Raw genomic sequence first — 14756 nt, 5'->3', positions numbered from 1 at the left:
GACGGCGCCGAGAACCGTTGTGCCCACCCTGAATCGAACGGGCGGCTACAGCTCCGGAATCGCACCCAATGCGGCATCCCAGGTGTCCACGGTGCGGGCTTCACCCGGTCCCACCATGGCCGAGAACAGCACCGCTCCGTCGCTGCCGATCAGGAAGGTGCCCCGGTTCGGGATGCCGCGCACGTCGTCGAACACGCCGTAGTCGGCTGCGACCCGGCCGTGCGGCCAGAAGTCCGACAGGATCGGGAACAGGAACCCCTGCGAAGACGACCACACCTTGTGCGTGGGCGGTGCCCCCACCGAGATCGCGACCGTGCTGAGCCGGTCGCCGTCGAACTGCGGCAGATGATCGCGGATGTAGCCCAGCTCACCCTCGCAGGTGCCGGTGAAGGCCAGCGGGAAGAAGACCGCCAGTACCGGCCCCTTCTCCCGCAGCGCGGTCAGAGCGACCTCCTGGTTGTTCTGGTCGCGCAGAACGAAGTCGGGCGCGACCGAGCCGACCGGGATCGGTTCGGGCATCAACGTCTACCGCGGGCGCGCGATTCGAGCCGGGAACCGGACCAGTCGCCAAGGTTGACCACCTTGGTCTGGCTCAGTCCGGCGGTCGGTGCGGCCTCGGCGATCTCGCTCGGGTCGACGTACCCGTCCTTGCCGGTCTTCGGGGAGACCACCCAGATGAAACCGCCCTCGGCCAGCGGGCCGATCGCGTCCACCAGGGCATCGACCAGGTCCCCGTCGCCGTCGCGCCACCAGAGCACCACGGCGTCCATGACGTCGATCGCGTCGTCGTCGAGCATCTCGGCGTCGATCAGATCTTCGATGTCGGCACGCAGGTCGTCGTCGGTGTCCTCATCCCACCCCAGCTCCTGGATGACCATTCCTTTGGCGAATCCGAGCTTGCCGACGTTGCCGTCCTCCGTGGTGGATACCACCGGGTGTGACCTCCTCATTGCTGATCGACGCCGCTCGCATGTTCGAGCGCCCCCGACATTCTGGATTGATTCTCGACGTTAAGCCTAGAGGGTCTGTCGCTCGAGTGAACAGGCCTTACCTACAACGGGCCGCTGGAGGACCGTTCAGTTGGTGCCGGTGGGCATGAATTCACCGCACGAATCGATCAATTCGGTGCGCGCGTCGCTCCAATTGTCCATCGCTTTGTTGAGCGCCAGCTTGCGGCGCGCGCCGATCTGCTCGGACAGTTGCTCGGTGGTGGTGAGGAACTCCTGGACCTTCTGCTCCAGGTCCTGCGGCACCTCGGGGCTCAGCGCCTCGCGGACCAGATCGGCCCCGGTGTTGAGCGTCTCCCGCGCGTACCGGTCCTCCTTGTCGATGCGCGCGTAATTCTGCGTCTGATTCAACCGGGTGATGAAGGCGTTGTAGTCGCGCACCATCACGCCGGCGGAGGTGATCACCTGGCGGCAGACGGCGATGGCGGCGTCGCTTCCTTCATGGGATTGCTCTGTCACCGTCGTCACCTCGGCCGTCGCGCTCCCCGGTGCGGCCTGTTCACCGCCGCACGCGGCAAGCGCGAAGGAGACGACGGCGAGCGCGAGCATGCGCGCGACAAGACCTCGCACGACCCCTCCTCGCTCCATCGGCACGGCTCCGTCGCCGCGCGCCCACCGGCCCCCCTTCGGACCGCCGTGAACGATCCTGACCAATATCCTGCCGTACGGTAGCCGCCCGGGGTTCGCGTCATCATCACAATCACCGGCGAGTGACAGGCCACATCCCCTGCCAAGCGCTGTGACATGGTGCACGATGGGAGGCGCGGGTGCGGCATCGACCGATCTGCCCGCGGCGGTCGCACCACCCCTTCGCGACCGCCAGTTGAGTGAGTGGGCTCATCGACCCTTCGAGCCCCGACGAATAGACAGGTGGAAACGTGACCGACCAAGCCGACGTCAACGCAGGGCCTGCCCCCAGCACCAACCGTGTGCAGGTGATCCGGGACGGCGTGGCCTCATACCTCGCCGACTCCGATCCGGGCGAGACCGACGAGTGGCTCGAATCCTTCGACGCCATGCTCGACGCGGCAGGTCCCGAACGGGCCCGCTACCTGATGCTGCGCATGCTTGAGCGCGCCGACGACAAGCGCGTGCACCTGCCGTCCCTGACGTCCACGGACTACGTCAACACCATCCCGACCGATCTGGAACCGGAGTTCCCCGGCGACGAGGACATGGAGCGGCGCTTCCGGTCGTACATCCGCTGGAACGCCGCGATCATGGTGCACCGCGCCCAGCGACCCGGGATCGGCGTGGGCGGCCACATCTCCACGTACGCCTCGTCGGCCTCCCTGTACGAGGTCGGCTTCAACCACTTCTTCCGCGGCCTGGACCATCCCGGCGGCGGCGACCAGATCTTCATCCAGGGCCACGCCTCCCCCGGCATCTATGCGCGCGCCTTCCTCGAGGGCCGGATCGATGCGAACCGGATGGACGGCTTCCGTCAGGAACACAGCCACGCCGGTCTGGGCGGCGGCCTGCCGTCGTACCCGCACCCGCGGCTGATGCCCGAGTTCTGGCAGTTCCCCACCGTGTCCATGGGGCTGGGCCCGATGAACGCGATCTACCAGGCCCGCTTCAACAAGTACCTGACCGACAACGGCATCAAGGACACCTCGCAGCAGCACGTCTGGGCGTTCCTGGGCGACGGCGAGATGGACGAGCCCGAATCGCGCGGCCTGGCTCAGATCGCCACCATCAACCACCTGGACAATCTGACCTTCGTGGTGAACTGCAACCTGCAGCGGCTGGACGGCCCGGTCCGCGGCAACGGCAAGATCATCCAGGAACTGGAGTCGTTCTTCCGCGGCGCCGGCTGGAACGTCATCAAAGTGGTGTGGGGCCGCGAGTGGGACGACCTGCTGCACGCCGATCAGGCCGGCGCGCTGGTCAACCTGATGAACCGGACGCCCGACGGCGACTACCAGACCTACCGCGCCAACGACGGCGGCTTCATCCGGGAGCACTTCTTCGGCCGCGACCCCCGCACCAAGGACCTGGTCAAGGACATGACCGACCAGGACATCTGGAACCTCAAGCGCGGCGGCCACGACTACCGCAAGATCTACGCCGCCTACCAGGCCGCGCTCGAGCACAAGGGCCAGCCGACGGTGATCCTGGCGCACACCATCAAGGGCTACACGCTCGGTGAGCACTTCGAGGGCCGCAACGCGACCCACCAGATGAAGAAGATGACGCTGGACGACCTGAAGGCCTTCCGCGACACCACGCACGTCCCGATCACCGACGAGCAGCTCGAGACCGACCCGTACATGCCGCCGTACTACCACCCGGGGATGGACTCGCCGGAGATCGAGTACCTGCTCACCCGCCGCCGGGAACTCGGCGGTTTCCTGCCGAGCCGGGAGTTCACCCCGAAGCCGCTGCGCCCGGACACCGCCAAGGCGATCAAGGCGGTCAGCGGAGGCTCCGGCAAGCAGATGGTCGCCACCACCATGGCGCTGGTCCGCATCTTCAAGGAACTGATGCGCGACAAGGAGATCGGCAAGCGGATCGTGCCGATCATTCCCGATGAGGCCCGCACCTTCGGCATGGACTCGTGGTTCCCGACGCTCAAGATCTACAACCCGTCCGGACAGCTCTACACCTCGGTCGACGCCGAGCTGATGCTGGCCTACAAGGAGGACGTGGGCGGCCGGATCCTGCACGAGGGCATCAACGAGGCCGGCTCGGCCGCGTCGTTCACCGCGGTCGGCACCTCGTACGCCACGCACGGCGAGCCGATGATCCCGCTGTACATCTTCTATTCGATGTTCGGCTTCCAGCGCACCGGCGACAGCCTGTGGGCCGCCTCGGACCAGATGACGCACGGCTTCGTCATCGGCGCCACCGCGGGCCGGACCACGCTGACCGGCGAGGGCCTGCAGCACGCGGACGGGCACTCCCATCTGCTGGCCGCCACCAACCCGGGAGTCGTGTCGTACGACCCGGCCTTCGCCTACGAGCTGGCCCACATCATCGACAGCGGTCTCAAGCGGATGTACGGGCCGGACCCGGAGCTGATGTACTACTACATCACCGTCTACAACGAGCCGATCCACCAGCCGGCCCAGCCCGAGAACGTGGACGTCGCCGGGCTGCTCAAGGGCATCTATCTGTACCGGCCGGCGCCCGAGCCCAAGAAGCACCGGGCCGCCATCCTGATCTCCGGCATCACCATGGGCGACGGACTCGAAGCCCAGGACCTGCTGGCCCGCGACTGGGACGTGGCCGCCGACGTCTACTCGGTGACCTCCTGGACCGAACCGGCCCGCGAGGGGATCGACTGTGATCTCGCCGAACTGCGCGAGGGCGTCATCCGCAAGCCGTACATCACCGAGGTGCTCGAACAGCACCCCGGCCCGTTCGTGGCGGCCTCGGACTACATGCGGGCGGTGCAGGAGCAGATCCGCGCCTACGTGCCCGGGACCTACCTGACCCTTGGCACCGACGGCTTCGGCTTCTCCGACACCCGCGCCGCGGCGCGCCGCGTGTTCAACATCGACGCCGCCTCCATCGCCGTGGGCGTGCTCATGGCGCTGGCCCGCGAAGGCACCATCGACCGCTCGGTCGCGATGGATGCGGCGACGAAGTATCAGATCACCGAGGTCAGTGCGGCCCCCAAGGAGGCCGCCGATCCCGGGCTGGCCTGACCCCGCCGCGCTCGAGCGTTAGTCCGCCGCCGTCCGCGACTCGCGGGCGGCGGTGGACTGCGGCGGTAGATTGAACGGGTGTCCGATCTACCGCTGAACCCCGCGTCCCTCTCCGACGTCTTCGGAGACCGCGGTGCGCACGTGCCCACGTCGTCGACGGTGCGCGATGCCCTGCCCGACACCTTGTTGCGCCGGGTGAAGCAGTACAGCGGTCGGCTGGCGACCGAGGCCGTGGCCTCGATGTCCGACCAGCTCCCCTATTTCGCCGATCTGGACGCCGCCCAGCGCGCCAGCGTGCAGTTGGTGGTTCAGACCGCGGTGGTGAACTTCGTCGAGTGGATCCAGGACCCCGAAGGCAACGTCAAGTTCACCGTGCAGGCCTTCCAGGTGGTCCCGCAGGACCTCGCCCGGCGCATCACTCTCCTGCAGACCGTCGAGATGGTCCGCGTGGCGATGGAGTTCTTCGAGAAGTGGCTGCCGCTGCTGGCCCGCGACGAAGCGCAGCTGCGCGCCCTCACCGAGTCGGTGCTGCGGTACGGCCGCGAGATCGGCTTCGCCGCGGCCGCGATCTACGCCTCGGCCGCCGAATCCCGCGGCGCGTGGGACTCGCGGCTGGAGGCACTGGTGGTCGACGGCGTCGTCCGCGGCGACACCGGTCCGGAGCTGATGTCCCGCGCGGCCGCCCTGAACTGGAACTCCGATGCCCCGGCGACGGTGATCGTCGGCTCCCCGCCGCCGGAGCAGAACGTCTCGGTTCCCCTCGCGATCCACAACACCGCCAAGCAGTACGACCGCGCCGCCCTCTCGGTGGTCCAGGGCGGGCGCCTGGTCGCGATCGTCAGCGGCTCCATCACCCCCACCGAACGCTTCCTGTCCGACCTGCTGGAGCACTTCGCGCCCGGCCCGGTGATCATCGGTCCCACGACACCCAACCTGGGGTCGGCACCGGCCAGCGCCACCGAGGCGATCGCCGGGATGCAGGCCGTCGTCGGATGGCCCGGGGCCCCGCGCCCCACCTATAGTTCCGACCTGTTGCCCGAGCGCGCCCTCAACGGCGATCGCAGCGCGGTCCGCACCATGACCGAGACTCTGGTGCTCCCGCTGAACGACGCTTCGGGATCACTGTCGGTCACTCTGGATGCCTTCCTGGACGCCGGATGCTCGATCGAATCGAGTGCACGCGCGTTGTACGTTCATCCCAATACAGTGCGTTATCGGTTGCGGAAGATCGCCGACGCGACGGGACGTGATCCAAGTAACCCTCGCGACGCCTACGTCTTGCGTGTCGCGGCAACCGTCGGCCGATTGACACGATTCAGCCAAGAATCGCCCCCTCAGACCCCCTGAGCCACAGCAGCCACGACCCCGTGCCCCCATTTCTGCTGGCAGAGGCGATTCGGCAACGATTCGGTAACGGATCTCGGCCCGACAACGATGCGGGCAACTCCCGGGGGTCAGCCAAACCGCTTTTGTAGGAACCATACAAAATCTCGGCAAAAGGTTCGGACGGCTCAACACCACGCCGGAGAGGCCAAACGGTGTTCTCTGGTCACGTGCTCTCATTGCTTGCGCCCGGACAGGGCTCCCAGACCCCCGGCATGCTGACCGAATGGCTGACCGAGCCCGGGGCCACCGCACGCGTCGCCGCATGGTCGGACGCGACCGGACTGGACCTGGTACGCCTCGGCACCACGGCCGGCGCCGACGAGATCACCGATACCGCGGTGACTCAGCCACTCGTCGTCGCCGCCGCACTGCTGTCCTACAGCCGCCTGCGCGAACAGCACGGCGAACTGCCCGCCGGCACCGTGGTCGCCGGACACTCGGTCGGCGAACTCGCCGCCGCCGCGATCGCCGGCGTCATCACCGACGACGAGGCAGTCCGGCTGGCCGCCGTCCGCGGCGCCGAGATGGCCAAGGCCTGCGCCCTGGTGCCCACCACGATGGCCGCCGTCCTCGGCGGTGACGAGGACGCGGTGCTCGCCAAGCTCGACGAGTACGACCTGGTGCCCGCGAACCGGAACGCCACCGGACAGATCGTCGCCGCCGGCACCGTCGAGAGCATCGACAAGCTCGTCGACAATCCCCCGGAGAAGGCCCGCGTCCGCAAGATCGCGGTGGCCGGCGCCTTCCACACCCACTTCATGGCTCCCGCGCAGGAGGCCGTCGCGGCCGCCGCCGCCCAGATCACCCCGCGCGACCCGCAGATCACGCTGCTGTCGAACTCGGACGGCGCGGCGGTCACCACGGGTGCGGACGCCCTCGCCAGGCTCGTCGCACAGGTCACCAGCCCGGTGCGCTGGGATCTGTGCATCGCCACGCTGCGCGCGGGCGATACCGACGCGATCGTGGAGCTCGCCCCGGCCGGCACTCTGGTCGGCATCGCCAAGCGCGAGCTCAAAGGCGTGCCCTCACGCGCCGTCAAGGTCCCCGGTGATCTGGAGGACCTCCCAGGACTTGGATAGCGGTCGGGAAACACCCCGACCCCCGGAGAGTCGCGCAACCGCGGCTCGTCCAATGCGGCCCCGCCGCACTCCGGACAGCAAGACAACATCCCCTGATCCCCAACACGAAGGAGTCCCCAGTGGCCGCCACTCAGGAACAGCTCATCTCCGGCATCGCCGAGATCATCGAAGAGGTCACCGGCATCGAGCCGTCCGAGGTGACCATGGAGAAGTCGTTCGTCGACGACCTGGACATCGACTCGCTGTCGATGGTCGAGATCGCCGTGCAGACCGAGGACAAGTACGGCGTGAAGATCCCGGACGAGGACCTCGCCGGGCTGCGCACCGTCGGTGACGCCGTCGGCTACATCCAGAAGCTCGAGGCCGAGAACCCCGAGGCTGCTGCCGCCATCGCGGCCCAGATCGAGGCTGACAAGGCCAACTGATGACCGAGCTGCGAGACTTCTCCACTCGCGGTGGAGAATTCCCCAGTGTGGTCGTGACCTCCATGGTCGCCACCACCTCCCTGGGCGTCGATCTCGACTCCACCTGGGAGAAGCTCCTCGCCGGCGAGTCGGGCATCCGCGAGCTGACCGACGACTTCGTCACCCGGTACGGGGAACTCCCCTGCCGGATCGGCGGGCGCCTGATTCAGGACCCGGCCGACGAGGTGACCCGCATCGAGGCACGCCGCATGGCGTACGTCGAGCGCATCTCGCACGTGATGAGCAAGCGCCTCTGGGCGCAGGCCGGCGAGCCCGAGGTGGACCCCGAGCGCCTCGCCGTGGTGATCGGCACCGGCCAGGGCGGCGGCGACGCGATGGTCGACGCCGTCAAGGCGATCGAGCAGTCGGGCAACTACCGCAAGGTGTCCCCGCTGGCGGTCTCCATGGCCATGCCCAACGGTCCCGCGGCCGTGGCCGGCCTGAACGTCGGCGCCCGCGCCGGCGTCATCACGCCGGTGTCGGCGTGCTCGTCCGGCGCCGAGGCCATCGCCCACGCGTGGCGGCACATCGTCATGGGTGACGCCGACATGGTGGTCACCGGTGGCGTCGAGGGGCACATCGACGCGATTCCGATCGCTGCCTTCTCGATGATGCGCGCCATGAGCACCCGCAACGACGATCCGGCGGCCGCCTCGCGGCCGTTCGACGCCGACCGCGACGGCTTCGTCTTCGGCGAGGCCGCGGCGATGATGGTGATCGAGCGTGAGGACCACGCGCGTGCGCGCGGCGCTCACATCCACGCTCGCGTCATGGGCGCCGGTATCACCTCGGACGGCTTCCACCTGGTCGCTCCGGACCCCAGCGGTCAGGGCAACACCCGGGCGATGGCCCGGGCCATGCAGACCGCCGGTCTGAGCAAGGCCGACATCACCCACGTCAACGCACACGCGACGTCGACGCCGATCGGCGACACCGCGGAGGCGCTGGGTATCCAGGCGGCAGTGGGCAATCACGCCGCGATCTACGCGCCGAAGTCGGCGCTGGGCCACTCGATCGGCGCCGTCGGCGCCCTGGAAGCGGTCCTGACCATCAAGGCGGTCGAAGAGGGAATCATCCCTCCGACCCTGAATCTGGAGAACCTCGATCCCGAATGCGGCGACATCGACGTCGTGCACGGCGAGGCACGCAAGGGGCAGATCGACTACGCCCTGAGCAACTCCTTCGGATTCGGTGGTCACAACGTGGCGCTCGCTTTCGGGCGCTACTGACCCAACCGGCCCTCACCAAGGAGAACGCGATGACCGCACTGGCTCCCACCCCAGGCCACGAGGAAGCAACCGATCCCCGTGATCCGCTGCTGCGTCTGACCAACTTCTTCGACGAGGGCACCGTCACGCTCCTGCACCCCCGAGACAAATCGGGGGTGCAGGCGGCGGCGGGACAGGTCAACGGTGTCCGCACCGTCGCCTACTGCACCGACGGCACCGTCATGGGCGGCGCCATGGGCGTGGTGGGCTGCGCGCACATCGTCAACGCGATCGACACCGCCATCGCCGACCAGGCACCCGTCGTGGGCATCTGGCACTCCGGCGGTGCGCGGCTGGCCGAGGGCGTTGAGGCCCTGCACGCCGTCGGCTGCGTCTTCGAGGCCATGGTGCGCGCCTCCGGCTACGTCCCGCAGATCTCCGTCGTCGTCGGCTTCGCCGCCGGCGGCGCCGCCTACGGTCCGGCGCTGACCGACGTGGTGATCATGGCCCCCGAGGGACGCGTCTTCGTGACCGGACCGGACGTGGTCCGCAGCGTCACCGGCGAGGACGTCGACATGGAGTCGCTCGGCGGCCCGCACACCCACGGCAAGAAGTCCGGCGTCAGCCACATCACCGCCGATTCCGAGGCCGACTCCTACTGGCGCGCCCGACGGCTGGTGTCCACGTTCTCCCAGCAGGGGCATTTCAGCCGCTCGCTCGCCGAAGCCGGCGACACCGACCTGAAGGCCCTGCTCCCCGAATCCAACCGCCGCGCCTACGACGTGCACCCGATCATCGAGAACCTGCTGGACACCCAGACCGCCGCCGACGGCAACACGCAGGTGAGCACTTACGAAGAGTTGCAGGCCAAGTGGGCCCCGAACATCTCGGTCGGCTTCGGCCGGCTGTCCGGGCGCAGCGTGGGCGTCCTCGCCAACAATCCGCTCCGCATGGGCGGCTGCCTCAACTCCGAAGCCGCCGAGAAGGCCTCCCGCTTCGTACGTCTCTGCGATGCCTTCGGTATCCCCCTGATCGTCATCACCGACGTCCCCGGCTACCTGCCCGGCGTCGGCCAGGAGTGGGGCGGGGTGGTCCGCCGTGGAGCCAAGCTGCTGCACGCCTTCGCCGAATGCTCGGTCCCCCGCGTCACCCTGGTGACGCGGAAGATCTACGGCGGCGCCTACATCGCCATGAACGCGCGCGCGCTGGGCGCCACGGCGGTCTTCGCCTGGCCCGGCTCGGAGGTGGCCGTGATGGGCGCCAAGGCCGCCGTCGGGATCCTGCACAAGAAGGCACTCGCCGCCGCCCCCGAACACGAACGCGACGAACTCCACGAGCGGCTGGCCGTCGAGCACGAGCAGATCGCCGGCGGTCTGGGCCGCGCGCAGGCGATCGGCGTGGTCGACGAGGTGATCGACCCGGCCACCACGCGCAGCCGCATCGCCGAAGCGCTCGCCTCGGCCCCGGCCCGGCGCGGCCGCCACAAGAACATCCCGCTGTAGACGGCCGCGGCTGCCTGCTCCCACCTCAACCGCCGGGCGCAACGCTAGTCACATCAGTCACACTGGCAACGATGGCCACTCTGATATCACCCACGGGCGACACTCCGGCGGCGCGACACGCCGACGATCTCAAGAATCACTGGCGCAACACACGTCACTCAAGGCATAATTCGTTGCAGTAAGTGTGCTATCCGGATCGACGCGGTGTGTTGGGGAAGACGTTCCTTGTCGACCCGGAGGTGAAACATAGTGCGCAACCTGAACCAGTTTGCGGACCTGACGAGCGGTGTGGTGTACATCCATGCCGCTCCCGTCGCGCTGTGCCCGCATGTGGAGTGGGCCCTGTCGTCGACGCTGAACGCCCGCGCGGACCTCAAGTGGTCCGGGCAGGAAGCCGAGCCCGGCCGCATGCGTGCGACCGTGGACTGGGTCGGCCCCGTCGGCACCGGCGCACGCCTGACCAACGCCCTGCGCGAGTGGGCCGGTCTGCTGTTCGAGGTCACCGAGAATCCCAGCGAAGGCGTCGACGGCGAACGCTTCGCCTACGTCCCCGGTCTGGGTCTCTGGCGCGGTTCCACCAGCGCCAACGGCGACGTGATCCTCGGCGAGATGCAGCTGCGCACCATGCTCGACGCACAGCCCGACAGTTTCGGTCTCGCCGGTGAGCTCGAATCCGCCCTGGGCACCGCCTGGGACGACGCGCTCGAGAACTACCGCATGGGCGGCGTCGGCGCCGAGGTCACCTGGCTGCGCCAGCGCGTCGGCTGACCGCGCTCGGTGGCCTCCTGCTCACGGCCGCCCTACTCCGATCGCGGCCGCGGTCGTGCCGGCTCGGAGGTCGGCAGCCCCCGCGAATCGGCGGCGGCCGCTCTGCCCAGCCGATCCAGGCGTTCGACACGGACGATGTGCACCGCCCGCGCGTAGACCGACTCGATGGTCAACGCCACCGCGCAGACGATCGCGATGCTTCCGGGGATGAAGACCAGCAAATCGTCGATCTGCTCCCAGGCTGTCGGGCTCCACAGCGCCACCCAGGTCAGAAGCATCGCGATCACCGTCGCCAACTCGCCGACGAAGTTGAGGATCACGAATGCGATCGCGGCCTTCCGATGCCGGCGAACGGACTTGCGGGAGAAGTGAAAATTCGCGGCGAACGCCAGCAGTAGCACCGCGAACACTTGCAGCAGCAGGCCGAGATCGTCGTTGTTCAGTTCCCGCACCACACTCCCCTTCTCCTCGCCCGCCTCGACGTCACCGGGCTCGCCCTGGGCGCGCCCCTATTCCACACCGCGGTGCACGAGCGCGCACCGTCTACTGCGCGAGCGGGTAGCGCAGTCGCGCGACGGCGACGTCGTTCCAGATCTCCGAATCGATCTCGGCGGACCGCACCGGAACCGGGGTGCCACCGTTCTGCAGCACGATCAGGGCGATACGCGACATCAGGTCGTAGCCGTCGTCGGAATACGTCACCTCACCGGTGGTGCCGTCCAGGCGCCCCAGGGTGTCGACGGTGAAGTCGTACACCAGGGTGTCGACCGAGCCGCCGACCGCCGCGCGTGCGATGTCGGCGAGATCAGTGGCGACCAGGCCCTTGCTGATGCCGTCGGCGAGGGTGTCGACCGTGGCGGTGGCGCGCTGGGCGTTGATCTCGTCCAGGCCCGCGCGGATCGTGGCGTCGATCTGGTCGGGACGGAGATCATCAGGGCTGCCCGGCACCCGCACCACCTCGCGCTGACCGTCGAACTCCTCGCGGAACATGCCCTCGAGGGGATCGGTGGCGAACAGGAAGAGCGGCCGCTCGCTGGTCGGGTCGGCCTTGTTCAGTACCGACTCCACCTTCTCGGCCACCCTCTTGGCGTAGGCCTCCAAGGTCTGGGTGCGATCATCGCCGTGCGCGCGGGCGTCGGCGAAATCGCCCTCGTCGACCTTCACTTCATGTGCTTCCGTGGTTCCCGAGGCCTCCCACAGGTGCCATTCGTTGGCCGACAGGGTCACCGCGTAGGCGCGCTGCGGGGTGGCCACTGCGCGCACCATCTGCCCCAGGTCGAAGTATCCGCCCACCTGGATCTGGTGCTCCAGGTTGTTCGGGAGCACATAGATCTCGGCGCCGTCGGGCGTGGCGAAGATCGCCAGCGACCGGGACAACACCTCCCAGCAGTCGTCGTTGAGGATCCACTCGGTGATCGCGTGAAACGACTCTTCGATCGCGTGGTCGGCGCCGCGCTCACGCAGCGTGCGGATCGCCTGATCCATCGAACTCTTCACCGCGGTGCGGGCGACGTCGTACTCGGCCGCAGTCGCCGGCACGTAGATCGTCACCGCGTTCGGTCGCGGCGTGCCCATCTCGAGCAGTTCGGCGGTGGACGGAAACTCGTAGCGGGCCAACGGAATGCCTCCCAGTTGCAGGTGATCGGCGCAGATCGACTGCGCCGGAACGACGGATTCGCCGGGCGTTCTCCCCCGGCCGTCGACACCCTCGACCGTACCGTGGGTCAGTCGTCCAATTCAGCCAAGATGCTCTGATTGAAGTCGCTCCAGAGTGGTTTGGCCCAGGCCCCGAACGGACGGTCGGTGAGGACCACCGCGCCGGCCCGGCGCACCGGGTCCACCCACAGGTAGGTGCCGGACTGGCCGAAGTGCCCGAAGGTGGCCGGCGAGTGCGACTGAGCCGTCCAGTGCCGGTTCTTGGCGCCCTTCAGCTCGGGACCCAGGCCCCAGTCGTTCGGCCTGAACTTGCCGTAACCCGGCACGAATCCGTCGATTCCGGGGAACTGAACCGATCGCGCGCCGGCCGCGGTCTGCGGCGACAGCAGTCGCGGGGTCAGGAGATCAGCGGTGAACAGCGCCAGATCGTCCACCGTCGACGACGCGCCGTGCCCGGCCGGGCCGTCGAGCGTCGTCGCCGTCATCCCGAGCGGAGCTGCGACCGACTCACGCAGGTACTCCCCGAAACCGAACCCGGTCGTGTCCTCCACCGCCTCGGCGAGTACCTCGTATCCGGCCGACGAGTAGATCCGCTCGGTACCCGGCTCGGCGACGGCGTCGCGAGTCTCGAACGCCAGCCCCGAGGCGTGCGACAGCAGGTGCGCGATGGTCGCGCCGGGCGGGCCCGCGGGATCGTCGAGTTCCAGGGCCCCCTCCTCGACGGCCACCAGAACCGCTTGCGCCACCAGCAGTTTGGTCACCGACGCCAACGGAAACACCCGCCCGGTGTCCCCGAACGTGGCGTTCAGGGGCCGCTCGGGTGCAATCACCGCGGCCGCCACGTGGTCGACCGGCCAGTTCTCGAGTTGCTGCAGTGCCTCCACGCACCGCACCCTACTCGGGCGGGGTCGCCCGGGTAGGAGTTGCCGAGTCGCGGCCGCCGAGTCGGGCTTGCTGAGTCTGGGGTGTTACGGGGTGGCCACTGCAGGCTCTTCGACTCCGGACGGCACCGTGTCGTCGGTGTCGGCCGGGTCCTCGTCGGCGACCTCCGGTGCCACCTCCAGCGTGCCGGACTCCTCCACCGCCTGTCCCTCGTCGAGGGTGCGGCTGACGTCGTCGACACTGCCCAGCACCCGGTCGACGTCCTCGGTGGTGTAGCCGCAGTTCCGGGTGGCCTCGGAGACCCACTTCTTGGTGAGCCGGGGAATGCCCGCCTCGTGCGCCTGAGACACCGAGCCGCTCTGGATGTCGGTGGACCGGCTCAGGTCGGGCACCTGGGCGCAGACGTGGAAGGCCGTGCCGTTCTTGGTCCAGTAGACCTCGTCCTTGCCGGTGAGTTCCTTCACCACATTGGCTTCGACGCTGTACTGCTCCACCGACGGGGCGTCCTTGTCGTAGGAGAAGACTCCGACCACCAGGGCCACGGCGATCGCGACGGCGCCGAGGATGCCTTTCTGCTTCCCGTCCATGTTCTTGTCCAGGAAGATCAGGACGATCAGCGGCAGGAACGCCAGGATCGTCATGATCACGCCGAGCTGGTTCTGGACGAAGAAGCGGACCTTGTCCTTCTCCGAGGCCGGGTCGTAGCGGTTGGCCTTCTTCCACAGCAGCGAACCGCTCAGCGTCAGCACGGCGATCAGGACGATCAGCCCGATGATCAGCCAGGTGTTGACCGGCTTGTCCGGGAGCAGCGCCCACACGATGGTGAAGATCTCGACACCGATCGCGATGACCCACAGCACCATCGCGACGATGCGAAGCTTGAGAGCCGTCGACTTGGCCTCCGGCGATGCCTGGAACGTGCCGCCCCGGGTGGTCTTGGTCTCGGCGACCTCGGCGCCGCGCTTGGCGCGCGACGTCGCAGGCTTCTTCTTCTCTGCCATCATTCCTCCAGATCGGCTCGTCGCGATAAGCGTAGTTCGCCGATGGCCCCGCCTCGGCGATCGGCCGCCGAAAAGTGTCGCGCCCCGCGTGAATCGGCGGATTCTAGGGGTCCTTGCAACACCTGATGGTTAATTGGCTGTCAGTAGATC

The 14756-nt window shown here is 68.1% G+C and carries 14 protein-coding genes; 7 read left to right on the top strand and 7 right to left on the bottom strand.

The window, feature by feature from the left end:
* Positions 1 to 45: 45 nt before the first annotated feature.
* From ABD732_RS12420 to ABD732_RS12410, 3 genes are all read right to left on the bottom strand, one after another.
* Positions 46 to 519, bottom strand: coding sequence for a redoxin domain-containing protein (locus ABD732_RS12420; protein WP_344784150.1), 474 nt, complete (start codon positions 517 to 519; stop codon positions 46 to 48).
* Entirely contained in the window at positions 519 to 950 is a 432-nt protein-coding gene (locus tag ABD732_RS12415; RefSeq protein WP_425553040.1) for a DUF3052 domain-containing protein, read from the bottom strand. The genes ABD732_RS12420 and ABD732_RS12415 overlap by 1 nt, the downstream gene beginning before the upstream one ends.
* Positions 951 to 1076: 126 nt before the next feature.
* Complete coding sequence (locus ABD732_RS12410) at positions 1077 to 1556, bottom strand: hypothetical protein (RefSeq protein ID WP_344784148.1); 480 nt, start codon at positions 1554 to 1556, stop codon at positions 1077 to 1079.
* Positions 1557 to 1885: 329 nt separating this feature from the next.
* Between ABD732_RS12410 and aceE the strand changes: the two genes are divergently transcribed.
* The 7 genes from aceE to ABD732_RS12375 all read left to right on the top strand — a co-directional run bounded on the left by aceE (position 1886) and on the right by ABD732_RS12375 (position 11067).
* Positions 1886 to 4660, top strand: coding sequence for a pyruvate dehydrogenase (acetyl-transferring), homodimeric type (gene aceE, locus ABD732_RS12405; RefSeq protein ID WP_344784146.1), 2775 nt, complete (start codon positions 1886 to 1888; stop codon positions 4658 to 4660).
* Positions 4661 to 4738: 78 nt separating this feature from the next.
* Positions 4739 to 6007 (top strand): PucR family transcriptional regulator, encoded by a 1269-nt coding sequence (locus ABD732_RS12400; protein ID WP_344784144.1) that lies wholly within the window; start codon positions 4739 to 4741, stop codon positions 6005 to 6007.
* Between the two features lie 206 nt (positions 6008 to 6213).
* Positions 6214 to 7125, top strand: a complete 912-nt coding sequence (locus ABD732_RS12395) for an ACP S-malonyltransferase (protein WP_344784142.1) — start codon at positions 6214 to 6216, stop codon at positions 7123 to 7125.
* 119 nt (positions 7126 to 7244) lie between these two features.
* A complete protein-coding gene (gene acpM / locus ABD732_RS12390) occupies positions 7245 to 7550 on the top strand; it encodes a meromycolate extension acyl carrier protein AcpM (RefSeq protein WP_344784140.1) in 306 nt (101 codons plus the stop codon).
* On the top strand, positions 7550 to 8818 hold the full coding sequence (locus tag ABD732_RS12385; protein ID WP_344784137.1) for a KasA/KasB family beta-ketoacyl-ACP synthase: 1269 nt from the start codon (positions 7550 to 7552) through the stop codon (positions 8816 to 8818). Before acpM ends, ABD732_RS12385 begins: the two co-directional genes overlap by 1 nt.
* A 29-nt stretch (positions 8819 to 8847) precedes the next feature.
* Positions 8848 to 10299, top strand: a complete 1452-nt coding sequence (locus ABD732_RS12380; protein WP_344784135.1) for an acyl-CoA carboxylase subunit beta — start codon at positions 8848 to 8850, stop codon at positions 10297 to 10299.
* Positions 10300 to 10548: 249 nt separating this feature from the next.
* Positions 10549 to 11067, top strand: a complete 519-nt coding sequence (locus ABD732_RS12375; RefSeq protein ID WP_344784133.1) for a DUF3145 domain-containing protein — start codon at positions 10549 to 10551, stop codon at positions 11065 to 11067.
* A 32-nt stretch (positions 11068 to 11099) separates the two neighbouring features.
* Here ABD732_RS12375 and ABD732_RS12370 read toward each other — a convergent pair whose 3' ends face one another.
* The 4 genes from ABD732_RS12370 to ABD732_RS12355 all read right to left on the bottom strand — a co-directional run bounded on the left by ABD732_RS12370 (position 11100) and on the right by ABD732_RS12355 (position 14606).
* A complete protein-coding gene (locus ABD732_RS12370; protein ID WP_344784131.1) occupies positions 11100 to 11522 on the bottom strand; it encodes a hypothetical protein in 423 nt (140 codons plus the stop codon).
* Between the two features lie 88 nt (positions 11523 to 11610).
* Positions 11611 to 12684 carry a baeRF3 domain-containing protein gene (locus ABD732_RS12365; RefSeq protein ID WP_344784129.1) on the bottom strand — a complete coding sequence of 358 codons (1074 nt, stop codon included), beginning with the start codon at positions 12682 to 12684 and terminating at the stop codon, positions 11611 to 11613.
* A gap of 107 nt (positions 12685 to 12791) precedes the next feature.
* Positions 12792 to 13607 carry a serine hydrolase domain-containing protein gene (locus ABD732_RS12360; RefSeq protein ID WP_344784127.1) on the bottom strand — a complete coding sequence of 272 codons (816 nt, stop codon included), beginning with the start codon at positions 13605 to 13607 and terminating at the stop codon, positions 12792 to 12794.
* 84 nt (positions 13608 to 13691) lie between these two features.
* A complete protein-coding gene (locus tag ABD732_RS12355; protein ID WP_344784125.1) occupies positions 13692 to 14606 on the bottom strand; it encodes a hypothetical protein in 915 nt (304 codons plus the stop codon).
* Between the last annotated feature and the right edge of the window lie 150 nt (positions 14607 to 14756).

This window comes from Gordonia caeni (assembly GCF_039537105.1).
Classification (GTDB): Bacteria; Actinomycetota; Actinomycetes; order Mycobacteriales; family Mycobacteriaceae; genus Gordonia; species Gordonia caeni.
This window is presented reverse-complemented; position numbering and strand designations above follow the sequence as displayed.